The organism is Rhizobium sp. RU20A, assembly GCF_900155885.1.
Lineage (GTDB): Bacteria > Pseudomonadota > Alphaproteobacteria > Rhizobiales > Rhizobiaceae > RU20A.
On the sequence record NZ_FTMB01000001.1, the window covers coordinates 411,190 to 429,830 of the forward strand.

The 18,641-nt window shown below is 64.2% G+C and carries 18 protein-coding genes and 1 tRNA gene; 15 read left to right on the top strand and 4 right to left on the bottom strand.

The annotated features are described in order from the left end of the window. Positions 1–6 precede the first annotated feature (6 nt). From tatB to F3H41_RS02040, 7 genes are all read left to right on the top strand, one after another. The gene (tatB, locus tag F3H41_RS02010) at positions 7–873 is read left to right on the top strand and encodes a Sec-independent protein translocase protein TatB (protein ID WP_149736907.1); all 867 of its coding nucleotides are present in this window, start codon (positions 7–9) and stop codon (positions 871–873) included. Then, positions 870–1,673 (top strand): twin-arginine translocase subunit TatC, encoded by an 804-nt coding sequence (tatC, locus tag F3H41_RS02015; protein ID WP_149736908.1) that lies wholly within the window; start codon positions 870–872, stop codon positions 1,671–1,673. The genes tatB and tatC overlap by 4 nt, the downstream gene beginning before the upstream one ends. A gap of 123 nt (positions 1,674–1,796) precedes the next feature. Next, complete coding sequence (serS, locus tag F3H41_RS02020; RefSeq protein WP_149736909.1) at positions 1,797–3,080, top strand: serine--tRNA ligase; 1,284 nt, start codon at positions 1,797–1,799, stop codon at positions 3,078–3,080. A gap of 10 nt (positions 3,081–3,090) precedes the next feature. After that, positions 3,091–3,861, top strand: coding sequence for a 5'/3'-nucleotidase SurE (gene surE / locus F3H41_RS02025; protein ID WP_149736910.1), 771 nt, complete (start codon positions 3,091–3,093; stop codon positions 3,859–3,861). Then, positions 3,861–4,514, top strand: coding sequence for a protein-L-isoaspartate(D-aspartate) O-methyltransferase (locus tag F3H41_RS02030; protein WP_149736911.1), 654 nt, complete (start codon positions 3,861–3,863; stop codon positions 4,512–4,514). The genes surE and F3H41_RS02030 overlap by 1 nt, the downstream gene beginning before the upstream one ends. Before the next feature lie 232 nt (positions 4,515–4,746). Then, entirely contained in the window at positions 4,747–5,403 is a 657-nt protein-coding gene (locus F3H41_RS02035) for a biotin biosynthesis protein BioC (RefSeq protein WP_149736912.1), read from the top strand. 194 nt (positions 5,404–5,597) lie between these two features. Further along, entirely contained in the window at positions 5,598–7,172 is a 1,575-nt protein-coding gene (locus F3H41_RS02040; RefSeq protein ID WP_149736913.1) for a LysM peptidoglycan-binding domain-containing protein, read from the top strand. 64 nt (positions 7,173–7,236) lie between these two features. Here the strand turns inward: F3H41_RS02040 and F3H41_RS02045 are convergent, their stop codons facing one another. Continuing rightward, positions 7,237–8,109, bottom strand: a complete 873-nt coding sequence (locus tag F3H41_RS02045) for an ATP-binding protein (protein WP_149736914.1) — start codon at positions 8,107–8,109, stop codon at positions 7,237–7,239. A gap of 241 nt (positions 8,110–8,350) precedes the next feature. Here F3H41_RS02045 and yajC point away from each other — a divergent pair, with 241 nt between their 5' ends. From yajC to F3H41_RS02070, 5 genes are all read left to right on the top strand, one after another. Further along, positions 8,351–8,689 carry a preprotein translocase subunit YajC gene (gene yajC / locus F3H41_RS02050; protein WP_149736915.1) on the top strand — a complete coding sequence of 113 codons (339 nt, stop codon included), beginning with the start codon at positions 8,351–8,353 and terminating at the stop codon, positions 8,687–8,689. Between the two features lie 166 nt (positions 8,690–8,855). After that, positions 8,856–11,366, top strand: a complete 2,511-nt coding sequence (secD, locus tag F3H41_RS02055; RefSeq protein ID WP_188129314.1) for a protein translocase subunit SecD — start codon at positions 8,856–8,858, stop codon at positions 11,364–11,366. A gap of 6 nt (positions 11,367–11,372) precedes the next feature. After that, a complete protein-coding gene (locus tag F3H41_RS02060; RefSeq protein ID WP_149736917.1) occupies positions 11,373–11,759 on the top strand; it encodes an Mth938-like domain-containing protein in 387 nt (128 codons plus the stop codon). Further along, entirely contained in the window at positions 11,756–12,622 is an 867-nt protein-coding gene (locus F3H41_RS02065; protein WP_149736918.1) for a phytoene/squalene synthase family protein, read from the top strand. Before F3H41_RS02060 ends, F3H41_RS02065 begins: the two co-directional genes overlap by 4 nt. Before the next feature lie 230 nt (positions 12,623–12,852). Continuing rightward, a complete protein-coding gene (locus F3H41_RS02070; RefSeq protein WP_244616045.1) occupies positions 12,853–13,338 on the top strand; it encodes a hypothetical protein in 486 nt (161 codons plus the stop codon). Between the two features lie 30 nt (positions 13,339–13,368). On the opposite strand, the gene trmFO is transcribed toward F3H41_RS02070, so the two are convergent. The 3 genes from trmFO to F3H41_RS02085 all read right to left on the bottom strand — a co-directional run bounded on the left by trmFO (position 13,369) and on the right by F3H41_RS02085 (position 15,548). After that, a complete protein-coding gene (trmFO, locus tag F3H41_RS02075) occupies positions 13,369–14,787 on the bottom strand; it encodes a methylenetetrahydrofolate--tRNA-(uracil(54)-C(5))-methyltransferase (FADH(2)-oxidizing) TrmFO (protein WP_149736919.1) in 1,419 nt (472 codons plus the stop codon). A 175-nt stretch (positions 14,788–14,962) separates the two neighbouring features. Next, positions 14,963–15,106: a DUF1127 domain-containing protein gene (locus tag F3H41_RS02080; protein ID WP_149736920.1), complete on the bottom strand. Its 144-nt coding sequence runs from the start codon at positions 15,104–15,106 to the stop codon at positions 14,963–14,965. 298 nt (positions 15,107–15,404) lie between these two features. Further along, entirely contained in the window at positions 15,405–15,548 is a 144-nt protein-coding gene (locus F3H41_RS02085) for a DUF1127 domain-containing protein (protein WP_149736921.1), read from the bottom strand. Between the two features lie 1,013 nt (positions 15,549–16,561). Here F3H41_RS02085 and F3H41_RS02090 point away from each other — a divergent pair. From F3H41_RS02090 to F3H41_RS02100, 3 genes are all read left to right on the top strand, one after another. Beyond that, positions 16,562–17,689: a DUF2157 domain-containing protein gene (locus tag F3H41_RS02090; protein WP_149736922.1), complete on the top strand. Its 1,128-nt coding sequence runs from the start codon at positions 16,562–16,564 to the stop codon at positions 17,687–17,689. Continuing rightward, on the top strand, positions 17,686–18,288 hold the full coding sequence (locus F3H41_RS02095; protein WP_149736923.1) for a GDYXXLXY domain-containing protein: 603 nt from the start codon (positions 17,686–17,688) through the stop codon (positions 18,286–18,288). The genes F3H41_RS02090 and F3H41_RS02095 overlap by 4 nt, the downstream gene beginning before the upstream one ends. Before the next feature lie 123 nt (positions 18,289–18,411). Continuing rightward, a tRNA-Leu gene (locus tag F3H41_RS02100) sits at positions 18,412–18,496 on the top strand. The last annotated feature ends 145 nt before the right edge of the window (positions 18,497–18,641 follow it).

Here is an 18,641-nt window from a genome sequence, read left to right on the forward strand (position 1 = left end):
TTCGACATGCTGGACATCGGCTGGACCGAGCTGGTTGTGATTGCCATCGTGCTCATTGTCGTGGTCGGGCCGAAAGACCTGCCGCCCATGTTGCGGGCTTTCGGTCGGATGACGACCAAGCTGCGGGGCATGGCGTCGGACTTCCGCCAGCAGTTCGACGAGGCGCTGCGCGAGGCCGAACTCGATGATGTCAAAAAGACCATCGATGATGCCCGCCGACTGAACCCGGCCAATGCCATCCGCGAAGCGATCAATCCGCTTCGCCAGGCGGGCGAGGACATCCGTTCCGATATCCGGAACGCGACGCGTCCCGCAACGCCTTCGGTTGCCGCTCCAGCGTCGGCTGCAACGCCGCTTGGCGATGGCGAGGCGGTGACAGCGGAGGCCATCGCTTCGGGCCTCGGGCTGCCGGATGTCCCGGTCGGGGAGGTCCTGCATTCCGATCCAATGCCAGTCTCATCCACGACAAGTACGCCTGCAACCGCTTCGCCGACGGCGCAGCCTTCCGCCGCCGCACCCGTCGGCGCTGCAGCTGTTGCGGCCGCGCCGGTGGTCAAGGGTGAGCTAGCAAAGACCGAGACGGTCGCAGCCGCAGCGCGCGCATCTGCCGAAAAGCAGTTGAAACGTCTCGACGAGGCGGAAGCGACCGCAAAGGCGTCCGCCGCGCTGCCGGCCGATGTGCCGGTAGCCGAAAAGCCTGCTGCAAAGGCACCCAGGAAGGTGGCCAGTCCCGCGAAGCCGGACGAAGCCAAGGTCGAAAAACCCCGAAGCCGCAAGAAGGCCGATGCGGCGAACACGGTCGCCGGAGCCGGCGACGTGGTGAAGAAGCCGCGCGCACCCCGCAAGATCAAGACGACAGGAGATGAGGCATGAGCGGCGATCTGGACGACAAGCCGCAGCCGCTGATCGAGCACCTCATCGAATTGCGCTCGCGCCTGATCTGGGCGGTCGGTGCCTTCTTCGTGGCATTTCTCGTCTGCTTCTTCTTCGCCAAGCAGCTTTTCAACGTGCTGGTGCAGCCCTTCAAATGGGCCGTAAGCTGGGCAGGCCTCAACCATCGCAATGTCGAGTTGATCTACACGGCGCCGCAGGAGTTCTTCTTCACGCAGATCAAGGTTGCCATGTTCGGTGCGATGGTCATCGCCTTCCCGATCATCGCGACTCAGGTCTACAAGTTCGTGGCGCCGGGCCTCTACAAGAATGAGCGCGCGGCCTTCCTGCCCTTTTTGGTGGCCTCTCCCTTGCTCTTCCTGCTCGGTGCAGCGCTTGTCTATTTCTTCTTCACGCCCATGGTGATGTGGTTCTTCCTGTCGATGGAGCAGGGCGGCGGTGACGGGCAAGTGGCGATCCAGTTGCTCCCGAAGGTCTCGGAATATCTCAGCCTGATCATGTCGCTGGTCTTCGCCTTCGGCCTGGTTTTCCAGCTTCCGGTCATCACCACGCTCTTGGCGCGCACCGGCTTTCTCACCAGCGAGACCCTGCGTGAAAAGCGCAAATATGCGATCGTAATCGCCTTCGTCGTCGCCGCCGTGCTGACGCCCCCGGATCCGGTTTCCCAGATCGGTCTTGCACTGCCTGCCCTCATTCTCTACGAGATTTCCATCTATACCGCCCGACTCGTGGAGCGCCAGCGGGAGCAGGAAGCGGCCGCGCGAGAGGTCGCCGAGACCTGATCCGCAAGGCCTGCCGCGTTTCGGCGGGCCGCACATTTCACGTCGTACCCGGCAGGTCGCCGTTCGCGCATGACGCGCCCGGAAAGCGGCCTCACGGCCCGGCCAAAACCGTCTGGAACGATCATGCTCGACATCAAATGGATCCGTGAGAACCCCGAAGCGCTGGACGCAGCGCTTGCAAAGCGCGGCGCAGACCCGCTGGCGGCCGGCCTCATCGCGCTTGACGAGCGTCGTAGGGCCGTTCTGCAGGACTTGCAGGACAAGCAGTCGCGCCGCAACACCGCTTCGAAGGAAATCGGCGCCGCCATGGCGGGGAAGAATTCGGAGCTGGCCGAAAGCCTGAAGGCCGAAGTCGCCGACCTCAAGACCACGCTGCCGGCGCTGGAGGAGCAAAGCCGCAGCATCGAGGCCGAACTGACCGATGCGCTCGCCCGCATTCCCAACATTCCGCATGACGATGTGCCGGTCGGCAAGGACGAGACCGGCAATGTCGTGGCGCGCACTGTCGGCGAAAAGCCCACCTGGAGCCACCCGGCGAGGGAGCATTACGAGATCGGTGAAGCCCTCGGCTACATGGATTTCGACCGGGCCGCCAAGCTGTCCGGCTCGCGTTTCACGGTTTTGACCAGCCAGATCGCCCGCCTGGAGCGCGCGCTTGGCCAGTTCATGCTGGACCTCCACACGCGCGAACATGGCTATACGGAAGTCTCCTCGCCGCTGATGGTCCGGGCAGAAACCCTCTACGGCACAGGCAATCTTCCGAAGTTCGAGGAAGACCTCTTCAAGACCACCGACGGCCGCTACCTGATCCCGACCGCCGAGGTGACGCTGACCAATCTGGTGGCCGGCGAAATCCTCGACCAGGAGAAGCTGCCGCTGCGCTTCACGGCGCTGACGCCGTCCTTCCGCTCGGAAGCAGGCTCGGCCGGCCGCGACACGCGCGGCATGCTGCGCCAGCACCAGTTCTGGAAGTGCGAACTCGTCTCGATCACCGATGCCGATAGCTCGATTGCCGAACACGAGCGCATGACGGCCTGTGCCGAAGAGGTGCTGAAGCGGCTCGGCCTGCATTTCCGTACCATGACTCTGTGCACCGGCGACATGGGCTTCGGCTCGCGCAAGACCTATGATCTCGAGGTCTGGCTGCCCGGCCAGAACACCTACCGCGAAATCTCCTCCTGCTCGGTCTGCGGCGATTTCCAGGCGCGGCGCATGGATGCGCGATACCGCGGCAAGGGCGAGAAGGCGACGAAATTCGTGCACACGCTGAATGGCTCGGGCACGGCGGTCGGCCGCTGCCTGATCGCGGTGCTCGAAAATTACCTGAACGAGGACGGGTCCGTTTCGATCCCCGAGGTCCTGCTGCCCTATATGGGCGGCCTGACCCGTATCGAGAAGGCAGCCTGAGGAGAACCGCATGCGCATCCTGCTCACCAATGACGACGGTATCCATGCCGAGGGCCTTGCTGTCCTGGAGCGCATCGCGCGCACGCTATCGGACGACGTCTGGATTGTCGCGCCGGAAACCGACCAGAGTGGTCTTGCCCATTCGCTGACGCTCTCCGAGCCGTTGCGCCTGCGCCAGATCGAGGAAAAGCGCTTCGCATTGCGCGGCACGCCGACCGATTGCGTCATCATGGGGGTCCGCAAGGTGCTGGACCGCGCCCCGGATCTGGTTCTTTCCGGCGTCAATGTCGGTGCCAATATGGCTGATGACGTCACCTATTCCGGTACGGTGGCCGGTGCCATCGAAGGCACGCTGCAGGGCGTGCGCTCCTTTGCGCTCAGCCAGGCCTTTGCCCATGGCAGCATGACGCCTGTTCCATGGGAAGTCGCCGAGACCCATGCGCCGGCTCTCATCCGCAAGCTCATGAAGGTCGAGCTTCCCGACTGGACCTTCCTCAACCTCAACTTCCCGGACTGCCTGCCGGAGGATGTGAAGGGCACCGAAGTCACCGCGCAGGGCAAGCTGGATTTCGGCCTGACGATCGACGAGCGCTCCGACGGGCGCGGCCATCCCTATTTCTGGCTGCGCTTCGGCGAGCGCATTGGCGATTTCCGGGCCGGCACCGATATCCAGGTCGTGCGCGACAAGAAGATCTCGGTCACGCCGCTGAAGCTCGATCTGACCGATTATTCGGTTCAGGATCGCGTCGCCCGTGCGCTGCTGGAAGGCGCCGACGCCTGATGCCACAGCGGGTCGCCGTCCAGGAAGGCATGGCATCGCTGCTCCTGCGGCTGAGGGCAGAGGGCATCGCCTCGGCTGCACTGCTCAATGCGGTGGAACAGACGCCCCGCAGTGAATTCGTCCTGTCCCAGTTCCAGGCCGACGCCTATAGCTCTCGCACCCTTCCGCTCGACTGCGGCGCCTTTATGGAAGGCCTCGATTTCGCCGTACGCCTTCTCAACGCGCTGAACCTCAAGCCCGGCCAGCGGGTTCTGGAGGTCGGGACCGGCAGCGGCTTTACCGCCGCCGTCATGGCCCGCATCGTCGACCGCGTGGTGACCATTGACCGCTACCGCACGCTCGTGACTGGCGCCCAGAAAAACCTCGATCGCCTCGGCATCCGCAATGTCGTCGCCCGCCACGCCGATGGCAGTGCCGGCCTGCTCGGGGAGGGTACCTTCGACCGAATTCTGGTCACCGCCGCCTTCGACAGCCTGCCGCGCGTCTATTCCGAGCATATCGTGTCGGGTGGCATGTTGATCCTGCCGATCATGCTGTCGGAGACAACCTGCCGTATGGTTCGCCTGTCGCGCACAGGCAGCCGCTTCGACCGCGAAGATCTCTTCGAAGCGCCTTACCTGCCCATCGTGCCGAAGCTTGCCGCCTTTCTCTGAGCGGACAATCGCCCGATTTCCCTGATTCTTCGGTCGGCCGGTAAAGGCGGGCACGCGCGCTACCGCGTGGCGTGCCGCTTGCTCGCGCAATTTCAATCGCGATTCAAGTCGTTAAGATTGCGTTAACCATAGTCAGCCTCGCGCAAGTTTCGAGGCGCATCGCCTTATGTGAGGATTTTGTTCCGCGCCTCGTCAGAAGGTGGCGACTGGTGCGGGAACGGGGACAGGGCTCATGCAGGTCGATGGCAGAATGATCGCAAATGCGGCGGCAGGTGACGGGCGCGGCAACCCGCACGGCCGGCAGGCGCAGCCCTCCGCCCCGGTCTCCGCCGATGCGACCGCCGCGGCAGTCGCCGCCGTCAATTCCTATCTCGAAACGCCGAGCCGCATCCAGCTTTCGGCCGAAGCGCTGCTCTACCTCAGCCGCACCCGCCGCGCAGCGGAACGCCAGCCGGCCCTGACGCGCGAGGAATGGTCGAATGCCCTAAGCCCGCAACTGGCACGGCGCGAACATCAGGCCTTTGGCCGCTACAGCGAGACGGGCGACTACAAGGCCTATTACCGCGCCTTCATCGACTATTACGATTCACTGCGCAGCGAGGACCAGAACAGCCTGCGCTACTTTGGCACCCGCGAGGCGGCCGTTGCCGGCCTGCGATCCTTCGAATACAGCGAGGAAAGCGGCTCGGTGGTCGAACCCGAGTTCCACCGCCTCGTCAGCGTTCTCCTCGACAGTGACAAGACGTTTGTCGATACGCCGTCGCCCGTCAGCGTCGAGCATGACGGGACCTATCGTGCCTGGGACACGACCCGCATTACACTTGCAGAACCCGATGAAAAAGGCTCCGGCGTCTCCGAATTCGTGAAGCTCTATTCCGAAACCTTCTGAACGCCGCGTGCTGGCATGATGCGTCGCAGCCGCATGCCGCAGACCATGCAGATCAGGGCCCTGGCGCCGGCGCGTCGTGGTCATGGTTATCAAAAAGCCAAAAAGACGCGCGAACGACGAACGCTTTAACGGCGCGGTAACTCTAATGCGCTTTAATAAATCCCATGAAGTTGCGTTCCTTGTGGGTAAGCGTCATGCGTCATCGAGTGTCTCCGGCCGCATCCAGGTCAATTTTCCGCCTTTGTGTGGCTGTTCTGCTGGCAGGTTCTGCCGCCGGGTGCAGTTCTGATACGTCGCGCTTCAGCGGCATTTTTTCACGTCCCGATGCGATGACAACCGCGTCCATTCCCGGTCGTGGCGGCAATGCGCCGATCCCCGCCGAGGATGTTGCCGGTGCGGGCTCCTATGCCGCTCCGCAGCCGCAGATGGCGCGCAACGAGGCCATCAATCAGCCTTTCCCCGATCCGGTTCCGAGCCAGGGCTATGATCCCGTCAATACGGCGACAACGCCGGTCTCCGGTGCCCGCATGGCCTCGACGCCGGTCAGTGTCCAGCGCGTTGCGCTCGCCGACCCGTCTGCCTCGTCCCGTCAGCAGGTCCTCGAGCAGCCCATGCCGGCCGGCCGCAACACGCTGGCCGAGCAGGCGCGGCACGCGGCACCCGATCCGGTCACGACCGGTGGCTCCAAGAACGGATGGACGACGGCGAATGCCCCGTCCGTAATGGTTCGTCAGGGTGATACCGTGTCCTCAATCGCCCGCCGCTTCGGTGTTCCGGAAAAGGAACTGATGAAGGCAAATGGCCTGAAGACCGCGTCGGCCATCGAACCTGGCCAGCGGCTCGTCGTTCCGACCTTCGGCGTTCCCGGTTCGGCTGCAAAGGCTTCGGCTTCCGAACAGGCGACCGCCCTCGACATCAACAAGCAGAAGCCATCGCCGCTGCCGACCGACCAGCGCGATGTGGCGATCCTGCCCGGCCAGACCAACCAGACCCGCGACAAGAATGGCGGCCGTAGCGACGTGGCGGCCGGCAAGCAGAATGCCGGTGCGGCAGGCGAGGGCGGCTACGAAGTCAAGCCCGGCGATTCGCTCAACAAGATCGCCAAGGCCCATGGTGTCAGCGTCGATGCCCTGAAACAGGCGAACGGGCTTGATACGGCCTCGATCCGCATCGGCCAGAAGCTTGCAATCCCGGCTGGCGGCGCCGTGGTCGCCAAGGCGGATACGGCCAAGCCCGATCCGGTGAAGACCGCGACGGTGCCGGCCGGTCAGCAGCAGAAGCCGGCTGGCCAACAGCAGAAGCCCGTCGAGGTCGCCAAGCTCGAGCCGAAGCAGAGCGTCTCCGATGCCGAGACCAAGTCAGACGTGACGGAAGCCTCGCCGAAGGCCACGGGTATCGAGAAGTATCGCTGGCCGGTGCGCGGCGCGGTGATCGCCGGCTACGGCGCCAACGTCGACGGAAGCCGCAACGATGGCATCAACATCTCGGTCCCCGAGGGCACGCCGATCAAGGCCGCAGAGAATGGCGTCGTCATCTATTCCGGCAGCAGCCTGAAGGAACTCGGCAACGCTGTTCTCGTGCGCCACGACGACGGCACCGTGACCGTCTATGGCAACGCCTCCGCCCTCAACGTCCAGCGCGGCCAGAAGGTGCAGCGCGGCCAGACGCTCGCCTCCTCGGGCATGACCGGCAAAGCGACGCAGCCGCAGGTTCACTTCGAGGTGCGCAAGAACGCCACCGCCGTCAACCCGACCACCTATCTGGAATAGGCCGGTCCGGGCGACACCAGACGCGACGGAACGGGGCGGCCTTCGCGGGTCGCCCTTCGTCGTTTCAGGAGAGGGTCTTGCGCCTGCGACCAGCAAGGTCCTGAATATACTGCCAGGCGACGCGGCCCGAGCGCGAGCCGCGCGTCGTTGCCCATTCCAGCGCTTCGGGATGCAGTGTCGTCACATCGTCCGCCAACTTGAAGTGCGCGGCGTAGGCGTCGATCATTTTCAGATAGTCATCCTGGCTGCACTTGTAGAAGCCGAGCCACAGGCCGAAGCGATCGGAAAGCGATACCTTCTCTTCCACCGCCTCGGACGGGTTGATGGCGGTGGATTGCTCGTTTTCCATCATGTGGCGTGGAAGAAGGTGCCGGCGGTTGGAGGTTGCGTAGAGGAGCACATTGTCCGGCCGCCCTTCGATCCCGCCATCCAGCACCGCCTTCAGCGACTTGTAGGATGTGTCGTCATGGTCGAAGGACAAGTCGTCGCAAAAGACGATGAACCGCTTGTCCGCCGCTTTCAGGATTTCCATCAGCAGCGGCAGGCTGGCAATATCCTCGCGGTGGACTTCGACGAGCTTCAGCCGATGGCCGACCGTTTCCGTCACCGTTGCATGCACGGACTTGACGAGCGAGGACTTGCCCATGCCGCGCGCGCCCCAGAGCAGCACGTTGTTGGCGGGAAAGCCGGCCGCGAAGCGATCGGTGTTGTCAAAGAGAATGTCACGCACGTGATCGACGCCCTGGATGAGTGAGAGATCGACGCGGTTGGGCCGGATAACCGGCATGAGGTGCTGGCGGGCGGGGGACCAGACGAAACAATCGGCGTTGACGAAATCGTTATCGGCAGGCTTTGGCCCGGCGATGCGCTCCAGCGCATCCGACAGACGCCGGACTTCGGCAATCAACGTGTCGATTTTCGTGTCGGCAAGCGTCATCACGGCCTCCATTCCTCGTAAACGCCGGCTTGGGCTAGCATGGGGAAACCGCAGCGAAAAGGACGACTTCGGCCAGAAAAGACTTCTCGCCCCCTTCTTTTCATGTAAGAGGCAAGGAGAACCGGGCAGGGCGGCGAGCGGCAGTGAGGGATAACAGCGCGCGCGTTGCATGGGGCTTGCCGCTCCCTATATATCGGCGGTCATTTCCCTTGCCCGTCCCTACGCAATCATGGAGTTTTGAATGTTCATTACCGAAGCCTTCGCGCAGACCGCTGCACCGGCTCCCGCTGCCGGCGGTCTTGACATCCTGATGTCGGTGCTGCCCTTCCTGCTGATCTTCGTGGTCATGTATTTCCTGATCATCCGCCCGCAGCGCGCCCAGATGAAGCGCCGCGAAGAGCTGTTGAAGAACATTCGCCGCGGCGACCAGGTCGTTACCGGCGGCGGTATCGTCGGCAAGGTCACCAAGGTCATCGACGATGCCGAGCTGGAAGTCGAAATCGCCGAGGGCGTGAAGATCCGCGTCGTGCGGGGCGGCATTTCCGAAGTCCGCGTCAAGGGCGAGCCCGTCAAGGAATAAGCCCCTTCGGCGGAAGGGGCGACAGGTCCTTCCGCCATTTGTCCGCCCGGCCGCCCATGCGCGGCATTGACAGGGCGGCCCTGCTCTTCGAGACTTTCCGGCGGCGGGCCGGTTCTGGAGGGGGATGCTCCAGTCGGCCGCAACCATGCAAACGGGCGGACCGACCATGCCATTTCTCTCCTGGTGGAAGAGCGCGCTGATCCTTCTGGTGGTCATCGCGGGCTTTTTGTTTGCGCTGCCCTCCTTCCTCTCGCCATCCGGTCGCGCCGCGCTTCCCGATTTCCTTACGTATCGGCCCTTGACGCTCGGCGTCGATCTTGAGGGCGGCAATCGTGTCGTCGTCGCCATCGACAATTCCGCCGCCATCGACGGGATCCGCCGCAGCGCGATTGCCCTGACCAGCAAGACGCTGGACGATGCCGGCATCGCCTATGTCGATCTTGCCGAAAGCAATGACGGTCTCCTCCTGACGCTTGACGATCCGGCCCGCATGGGTGAGGCCGCCGAACGGCTGCGCAAGGCCTTCGCCGCGGCGGGCATCGCCGTGACGCTGACCCCGCCGCAGACGGCCACGGGCGATCCCGCCGTGCTGACGCTTGCGCTTGGCGCACCCGACCCGGCCGGGGCTTCGGGTGTGCTTCTTGACGACATCGCCGTATCCCTGAAGCGCCGTTTTGCCGAAACGGGGCTCGGCGTTCCCGAGATCGCCATCGGCCGACGCGGCGAGATCACCGTCCATCTCAGCGGCGAGACGGATCCGGAGCGACTGCGCCTGATGTTCGATCAGGTCGGCGCCCTCTCCATTCGCGCCGTGGTGCCGGTCACAGACAATGGCGACGGCACGGCCGCCGCGCCGGCCGGTACCCAACAACTGTTTACGCTCGACGAAACGCCGGTCTCCTACCGCGTCGCCGCCGAGCCACTGGCGGCGCAGGCCGATATTCTCGATGCCCGCGCCGTGCTCGATCCCGAAAATGACGAGCCGACGCTGCTCGTCAGTCTCTCGCCGGCTTCGCTGAAGCGCTTTGCCGATGCGGCTGCCGCCGGCACGCGCCAGGCCGTGCTGATCCTCGACAATGCGGTCATTGCCGCCGTCGATCTGCCGGCCGCCATCAAGGGCGAGACCTTCACCCTGTCCGGCGGCTTTGCCTTCGAAGGCGTCGACAATCTCGCGGCCCTTGCCCGCGCCGGCCCGCTGCCATCGCCGCTGACCATCGTGGAGCAGCGTACCGTCGCGCCTGGTCTCGGTGCCGATTCGATGGATGCCGGCCTGCTCTCGGCGATTTTCGCCATCATTGCCGTCGCCCTGTTCATGATCGGCTTCTTCGGCGTTCTCGGTGCCATCGCCTCCGTGGCACTCGTTGCCAATCTGGCGCTGGTGCTCAGCCTGCTCGCCCTTCTCGGTATTCCCCTGACGCTTCCCGGCATTGCCGGCCTGGTGCTGACCGTCGGCATGAGCGTCGATGCCAATGTGCTGATCTACGAGCGCCTTCGCGACGAGATGAAGGCCGGTGCGCGGTTTGCCGAGTCGGTACGCCGCGGCTTCGGCCGCGCCTTCCGCACGGTGCGCGATGCCGCGATCGTCATGCTGGCGGCCGGCCTCATCGTGCTGGAACTGATGACCGGGGCGGTGCGCGGCTTTGCGGCCACCATGATCATCGGCCTCTTCACCACGCTGTTCTCGGCATTCGTCTTCAGCCGCTGGCTGGTGGAACTTTGGGTCGCCGTCACTGGCACCGGCCGCGAACTCAGGGCCGGCCTGCGCACCCGCGTCTTCGATCGCATCCACCTGCACTTCATGTCGCTGCGCCGGCAGGTCTTCGGCACGCTCGCCGTGATCGCCTTTGTCAGCTTCGCCGCCGCCTCCATCTACGGCATCAATCTCGGCGCCGACTTCCGCGGCGGCTCGATCATCGAACTGCGCGCCAAGACCGGCAATGCCGACCTTGCCGACATCCGGGATCGGCTCGATGGGCTCAACCTCGGTGCGATCGATGTCCGCGAAAGTGGTGGGCCAACAGGCGCGCGCGTGCGCATTCCCTCGCAGGAGGCCGGTCCCGAGGCAGAGCAGAGCTCGCTCATTCTGGTGCGGGGCGAACTGGAAGATGCCTATGATTTCCGCCGTATCGACGTGATCGCGCCATCCGCGTCGCTGGATACGGCCCGGGCGGCCACGCTCGGCATTGTCGCCTCGCTCGCGGCGCTTCTCGCCTTCATCTGGATTCGCTATCGCTGGCAGTTCGCCGCCGGAGCGCTGATCGCCACGCTGCACGACATCGCGCTCATCCTCGGCCTTTTCGCCCTGACCGGCATGGAGTTCGGCGTCGGCAGCGTGGCAGCCCTCCTGACCGTGGTCGGCTATTCGCTGAACGACACGATGGTGGTCTATGACCGCATCCGTGAAAACCTGAAGCGCTTCCCGAAAATGCCGGTGCCAGTGCTGATCGACGCCTCGATCAACCAGACCCTGTCGCGCACCGTGCTGACCTCGGCGACGACGCTGATCGCGCTCGCCGCGCTCTTCTTTTTCGGCGGTGAGGTCATTCGCACCTTTGCGCTGACAATGCTGTTCGGTGTTGCCGTCGCCACCTTCTCCTCCATCTACGTTGCAGGTCCCGCCTTGATCTTCTTCGGCCTCCGGTCGAAGGACAGCGAGACCGAAACGCGAAAGGCCTGAACGAGAATGCCGAGCGGAATTGAAATGAAGGAGGCCCATTTTCCGGGCCGGGCGCCGATCGACGCCTATGGAAACGGCGGCTTCCGCTTTGCAGACATGTCTCATCGTGGCTCCATCCTGCTCTTGCCGTCGGGCATTTATGCCTGGGATGCGGAGGAGGGCGATCCTCTCGGGCTCGACCGGTTCCGCCGCGTGCTGTCCGAAGCGCGCGACATCGAGGTGCTTCTGGTCGGCACCGGCAAGGATCTGCGACGCCTTCCCGTTCCGCTGAAGGATGCGCTGCGGGGATCCGGTATTTCCTCCGACCCGATGAGCACCGGCGCTGCCGTGCGCACTTACAACGTCATGCTCGCCGAATCGCGCGCCGTCGCCGCCGCGCTGATCGCCGTATGAGCGCGGCCGCGACACGGGCGAGCGAGGGCACTGGCGGCGACGTTCTGGCCGAGTTGCGGGATCTTGACCGCGACCGCTATCTCGCCTGCCTGCTGGCGCCCGCTGAACACCGCGCCGATCTTGCGGCCCTTTACGCTTTCAACGCCGAGATTGCCCGGTTGCGTGATGTCGTGCGCGAGCCGATGGCCGGTGAAATCCGCCTGCAATGGTGGCGCGATGCGCTCGACGGCCCGGACGGCACGCGCACCGGCCACCCGGTCGCCGATGCGCTGCGGGCCACCATTGCGCGCCACAATCTGCCGCTTCCGGCGCTGCACGCGATGATCGATGCCCGCGTCTTCGATCTCTACGACGATCCGATGGGCAATCGCGCCACCTTCGAGGCCTATGCCGGCGAAACGGCCTCTGCGCTGATCCAGCTTGCCTGCCTGATCCTCGATCCGAAAGCGGCGGCCCAGTCTTCGGATGCCGCCGGCCATGGCGGTGTCGCCCAGGCGGTGGCGGGCACGCTGCTGCTCCTGCCGCAACACCGCGCCCGCGGGCAGGTCTTTCTTCCCGCCGACCTCCTCGCTGCCATCGGTCTTGATCGCGACCAGTTTCTGGCCGCAGACCGCCCGGCGGAGGTCGACATGGCGATCCGTGCCTTCGCTGCCCTCGGCCGCGAGCACCTTGCTTCAGCCCGCCGCGCGGCAGGCGGGATCAGTGCGGCGAACCGCGCCGCTTTCGCCGTTCTCGGTCCCGTCGGCCCGGTGTTGGAGCGGGCCGACAAGGCAGGCCATCGCCTGCTCGAAAGCCCGCCGGTACCGGCCCAGTGGCGGCGGCAATGGTGGATGTGGCGGGCACTGCGCAGCGGGCGCTGGTAGGCCGACTGCTCGACCGACCGCAACCGGGCAGATGTGCTTCCTTAAGCACGTTGAGCGCAAGCATGTCTCTTCCCCTTGCCGGATCGCCCCGGACAGCGCAAGAATGGCACAACGGCATTGCGGCGTGTCTCCTTTCGGGGCGGATCGCCGATAGTGTGGCAAAGGCAGGACGGGACGGAGTGGCCGCCGGAGAGAGGCAAGGCCGCCCGCCCCGGGATGAGGAGAAGCGGTTGGATCTGCAATCCACCCTCTGGATTGGCCTGATGGCCGCGGTGATCATCAGCGCGCTGTTTTTTCGCGACCGGATGCTGGCACGCGCAGCGCGGGATGCGACCGAGGCCGATACGGGTCTTGCCATCCTCGATTTTGGCCGCGCCTATCCCGAAGAAGCGATCCGCTCCATTCACATGACCGAGGATGAAGGCGCCTATTTCCTGCGTCTGCACGATGGCAAGGCCGGCTTCATGCAGGCCCACGGCGCCCACTATCTCTGCCACCTCCTGGGCCCCGGCAGCGTGCAGATGAGCGCGGGCCCGGACAATCGCTCGATCCGCGCCCATTTCCCGGATTTCGCCTATCTCGACGGCGTCTATCGCTTCCGCAGCGAGGCGGAAGCGGCGGAGGTTTCCCTGTTGCTTCTGGAAACCGTGGTGCCCCGTGACGTCGCGCCCTTCAGCGACGACGACAACAATGGCGGCGAGCGGCCGGTCCACTGACCGGGGCCCGTTTGCGCATCTGTTGCTGTCTCAGACCGGATTGGCGGAAAGCCAGGCGGCGCAGTCTCTCAGCGCCCGCTCCGCCATCAGGTTCTTCTTCACGACCGCCTTTTCCTTGCCACGAAAGCGCTTGACGCCTTCGGGACGCGTGATCGCACCGGGCTCCAGGGGCGGGAAGAGGCCGAAATTGACGTTCATCGGCTGGAAGGAGCGCTTGCCCGGCTCCTCGTCCGAGACGATATGCCCGCCGGTGATATGGCCGAGCAGGGCGCCGAAGGCGCTGGTCGCGGGCGGCGGCGGCAAGGTCGTCCCTTTGCGCTCGGCAGCAGCAAAGCGCCCGGCCAGAAGACCGATACTGGCGCTCTCCACATACCCTTCGCAGCCGGTGATCTGGCCGGCGAAACGCAGAGACGGCCGCGATTTGAGCCGAAGCGTCGGATCGAGCAAGGTCGGCGAGTGGATGTAGGTGTTGCGATGCAGGCCGCCGAGCCGCGCAAACTCTGCCTTCTCGAGACCGGGAATCATGCGGAAGACTTCGGCCTGTGCGCCATAACGCAGCTTCGTCTGGAAGCCGACCATGTTGTAGAGCGTGCCGAGCGCATTGTCCTGGCGCAACTGCACCACGGCATAGGGCTTGACCGTCGGATTATGGGCGTTGGTCAGCCCCATCGGCTTCATCGGCCCATGGCGCAGCGTCTCGCGCCCGCGCTCGGCCATCACCTCGATCGGCAGGCAGCCATCGAAGTAGGGCGTGCCTTCCCATTCCTTGAAACCGGTCTTGTCGCCGGCGATCAGTGCATCCACGAAGGCATTGTACTGCTCCGCGTCCATCGGGCAGTTGATATAGTCCTTGCCCGTCCCACCGGGGCCGACCTTGTCATAGCGCGACTGGAACCAGCAGGTGTCCATGCCGATGCTGTCGAAATGCACGATGGGGGCGATGGCGTCAAAAAAGGCGAGGGCATCCTCGCCGGTCTCGCTGCGGATCGCCTCGGCGAGTGAAGGCGCCGTCAGCGGTCCCGTGGCGACAATCGAAAGGCCCCACTCGGCCGGCGGCAGGCCGGGCACTTCCTCGCGCACCACGGTAATCAACGGATGGGCCACGATCTCGGCCGTCACGGCCTCGGCAAACCCGTCGCGATCGACGGCCAGCGCGCCACCGGCCGGGACCTGGTGGCGATCCGCCGCCCGCATGATCAGCGAGCCCGCCAGCCGCATCTCGGCATGCAGCACACCGACGGCATTGCTGGTCGCATCGTCGGAGCGGAAGGAGTTGGAACAGACGAGTTCGGCAAGCGCGTCGGTCTTGTGCGCGTCGGTGCCGCGCACGCCGCGCATCTCGTGAAGCACGACGGGGACGCCAGCCGAGGCGATCTGCCAGGCGGCTTCCGAACCGGCAAGACCGCCGCCGACGATGTGAATGGGAGCGAAGGATGATGTGTTCTGCATGGCAAGCCTCCTACACCAAGCGGCCCGCGAGCGGAATCGATTTGTGCGGATGGTCCCCGGTGCGACCCGACGGCCTGCCCAAAAGCCTGATGCCCAAGCTGCCGAAAGGGAGGAGCCGGCAAACGCAAAACGGCGCCAGATGGCGCCGCCTCAACGAAGATGCTGCCCGAACCGCTTAGCGGAACGAACGGGATGCAATGTTGCGGATGTCGTAACGCGTGATGCCGATGTCGGCCAGCGTGTGGGACGGCAGGCTGGCGAGTTCGCTCATCGTACGACGGTAGTTGATCCAGCTCTTGGCAATGCGGAAGGGGTTCATGGGTCGGTCCTCGAAATGGTTTGGAGCGCCGCGCGCTCTCTTGACCGTGCTTATACGCCGGGCCCCACGCCAGATGGAGTGCAAAGAAAATGCATCTGCCATGCAAATGTGCAGGATGATGCATCAAAAAGCAGCAGGTGTGCCGACTGATCGATTTTCCGGCGGCCGACGAATGGTCTCGCGTCTGTTCAATCGAAGGTGCGAGCCTGCTTGCGCTCCGAGAACGCAAAACGCCCGCCGAACGGGTCGGCGGGCGTTGAAGGGATGGCTCGGAGCCGACGTCTTTCGAAAGACGCTGTTATCGTACGGCGCGACGGGCAACCTGCGGAATGTCGTCGCGGCCGATGCCGAGATCGTTGAGTTCGCGGTCGGTCATGCGGCCGAGTTCGTTGCAGGTCTGACGATACTTGCGCCACGTGCTGAAGGAGCGTGCCAGGTTCATGATCTCTTCCTTTCCAAGATCCGTCGCCAGCTTTCAAACTCTCTCGCTGGCCTCATCTGATGGGAGGAATATAATCGATCTTAGGCTGTTTCCCCAGCGTTGATGCTGCATCGCACCCATGCAGGATACGCATCTCTCGAGCCAAAAATTTCACGCAATCTTAACCCTTGTCCGAAAGGCGGGCCAAAGGCGCGTGAATCAGGCTGTTGCGATCAGGGGGAAGGCGCGAGAAAGCGGGGCAGGAAAAGAACAACGCCTGCTGGGGGAGGAGGTCCAGCAGGCGTCGTTTGTTCCGACTGACAACTTGGGAGGAGGAACGTTGTCAGTCCCGTCGGCTGCGCTGGGAGGAGGAGTGCGCTTGCCGATGATTAGAAGATAGGTCCTCTAATCGATTTGCGCCAGCCATGATTTCGAATGGCACCTATGCATCAAGCGCATACCATCGCAAATTTGACGCAGATTTTGCACAAAAATGCACCATCCAATCGCCGCCCCACGCGTTTTGTCACCGCAGCGTCCTGATGAGTCTGCTGCGCATGCGCGAATGTCGTCCGTTGGAAAAGATGACGGAGCGGGGGGATGAAAGGTTGGAACCAGCACTTGCAGCGGTCCGAAAACAACGACACCCGCTGGGGGAGGACCAGCGGGTGTCGTTAAGGGTGATCGGCGACTGGGAGGAGGAGTGCCGCCGATCGCATCGAGGCGCGCTGGGAGGAGGAGGAGTGCGCGGCCCCGAAACTGTTTCTCGGATCGTTGGATCCGGTGTCTTTGCTTTCGCAGGCTGACCGCGCCTACCGTTTCGCCGCACCGTTCGCGCCGTTTCGATAAGTCATACATATTCGATGGCAGGCACTTTGTGCAGTGCAATATGGACATGGATGCCATGCACCGGCTGCATGAAGGCCTTGGCCGATGCCCACGACGATGGACATGGCTTTGCCGGAATGCTTCGATGCGGCTGGTGTGAACGGGTCGGAGTCCACCACTGACATTGCAAAGGGCCGGGAGACAGAATGTATCGATCGCGGTTGGAAAAGGACCTGAAACGCTGGGCGGGTCTTGGTCTTGTCTCGGAGGCATCGGTTACCGCGATGCTCGGCGAGTTCGACCAGCGCGAATCGAGCTTCAGCCTCGGGCGCGTGCTGGTGATGATCGCCGCGCTGCTGCTCTCGGCGGCTGTCCTTCTGCTCGTGGCTGCCAACTGGGAGGGCATTTCCCGACCGGCCCGGGTCGGGCTGATCCTTTCCGTCATCTGGATCGGTTACGGCGCCGGCGCCGCCTTTCGCATGCGGGGCTGGTCGCTCGTGTCGCAGGCCGCGCTCGTCATCGCGACCTTGAGCTTCGGCGGCGCCATCGCGCTGATCGGCCAAATGTATCACCTGTCCGGCGATGCCGCCGATGCCATGGCGCTCTGGTTCGCTGTCGCCGTGCTTGCAACGTTTCTGACGCGCGCTCCGGCGCTGGCGACCGTGGCTGCCTTCCTGCTGGCCGCGCTCTTCGCCACGCTCGTTTTCGACGATGCCACGATTGCCTTTGCCGGCGACGGCGCGTGGTATGTGCCGGTCGGAATCGTGCTGGTGATCGCACTGGTGCGCTACACCGGCGCGGCGCGCACTCGCCACGTCGCCTATCTCACGCTGCTCGCCTGGTTCGGCTGGCTCTACATGGAAGTCGATGCGCTGAGCCTTGCAATCGCCTATGCCGGCCTCGGATTCATCGGCTTCTGCCTCTGCGTTCTGACTCGGTCTCCTCTCGCGCGCCTTGCCGAAACCGCAGGCGCCGCGCCGGCCTTCTACGCCTACCTACTCGGCGCACTCGGCCTCTTCGGCCTGCAGATCTCGACCCCGGTCTTCGATCCTGCGGCATCCGCCCTTGTCGCAAACATCGTGATCGGCGTGCTCACGCTCGCCTTTGCGCTCGCGGGCATCGTTCTGGCCGGCCGCAGCAACGGCGCGGTGCGCTACCTTGCCTACCTTATCTTTGCGGCCGAGTGCCTCTATCTCGCATCCGAGACGATTGGCTCCATCCTCGGCACTTCCGGCTTCTTCCTCATTTCCGGCGTGGTGGTCGCCGTCATCGCGTGGCTCGTCATACAGATCGAGCGACGGTTGAAGCGCGCTGAAAAGGGGGTGTCGGCATGAGCATCGTGGCAACCGCACCGGCGCGTAAGCCCCTGCTGCATCCGCTCCTCGCCGCTCTGCTTCTTGCGGTCCTGCAGACCGTCATTCTCTTTGCCATGATTTCCGAGCGCGCTGCGATCCTGCGGGACGGCACCGAGATTCGCCTGCGGACGGCGCCTGTCGATCCCCGCGATCTCCTGCGCGGCGACTACGTCATTTTGTCCTATGACATTTCCACCATCTCTGCCGACAGGATCATCGGCCCCCTGCCGGACGGGACGGAGCCCGCACGCCTCTACGTTCGGCTCTCACCCGGCGACGACGGTTTCTGGCAGCTTCGCGAGGCCTCGTTCGCGCCGCTCCAAAAAAGTCCCGAGAGCGTCGTCCTTCTGTCCCAGCCCTTTGCCTACTATCCGCCTGCCCCTGGCTTTTCCGCCAGCTATGTCGTGCCCTATGGCATCGAACGCTACTATGTGCCGGAGGGCGAGGGCAGGGTGCTGGAGGAGGCCCGCAATGCTGAGGCCCTGTCCGTCATCGCTCGCGTCTCCGATTCCGGCACCGCCCAGATTGCGGCGATCGTGATCGACGGAAAGCCGGTTTACGAAGAGCCGCTGTATTGAAGGCAGCGTGACGTCGGGCAAATCAGGGCCTGATGCCGTCATCATCGCGTCACGAATTTCCTTTGCGCGGTCCGGTGCCGGTGTTATAGACACGCCCGCGCCGGGAGCAGGCTCCTGGCGCATGCGGGTATGGTGGAATTGGTAGACACACCAGATTTAGGTTCTGGCGCCGAAAGGCGTGGGAGTTCAAGTCTCTCTACCCGCACCAGATTGACGGTGGGCGACAGCGTCGACCGGCAGGGCGTGGATGGCGGCGGACGGCAAACGTTCAGGATCGCCTCCGGCCACTGCGAATTGGATGGCACAGGGAGCGTGCGCGCGCAGGCTCAAAGCATGGTTTTCCGTGGCCGGAC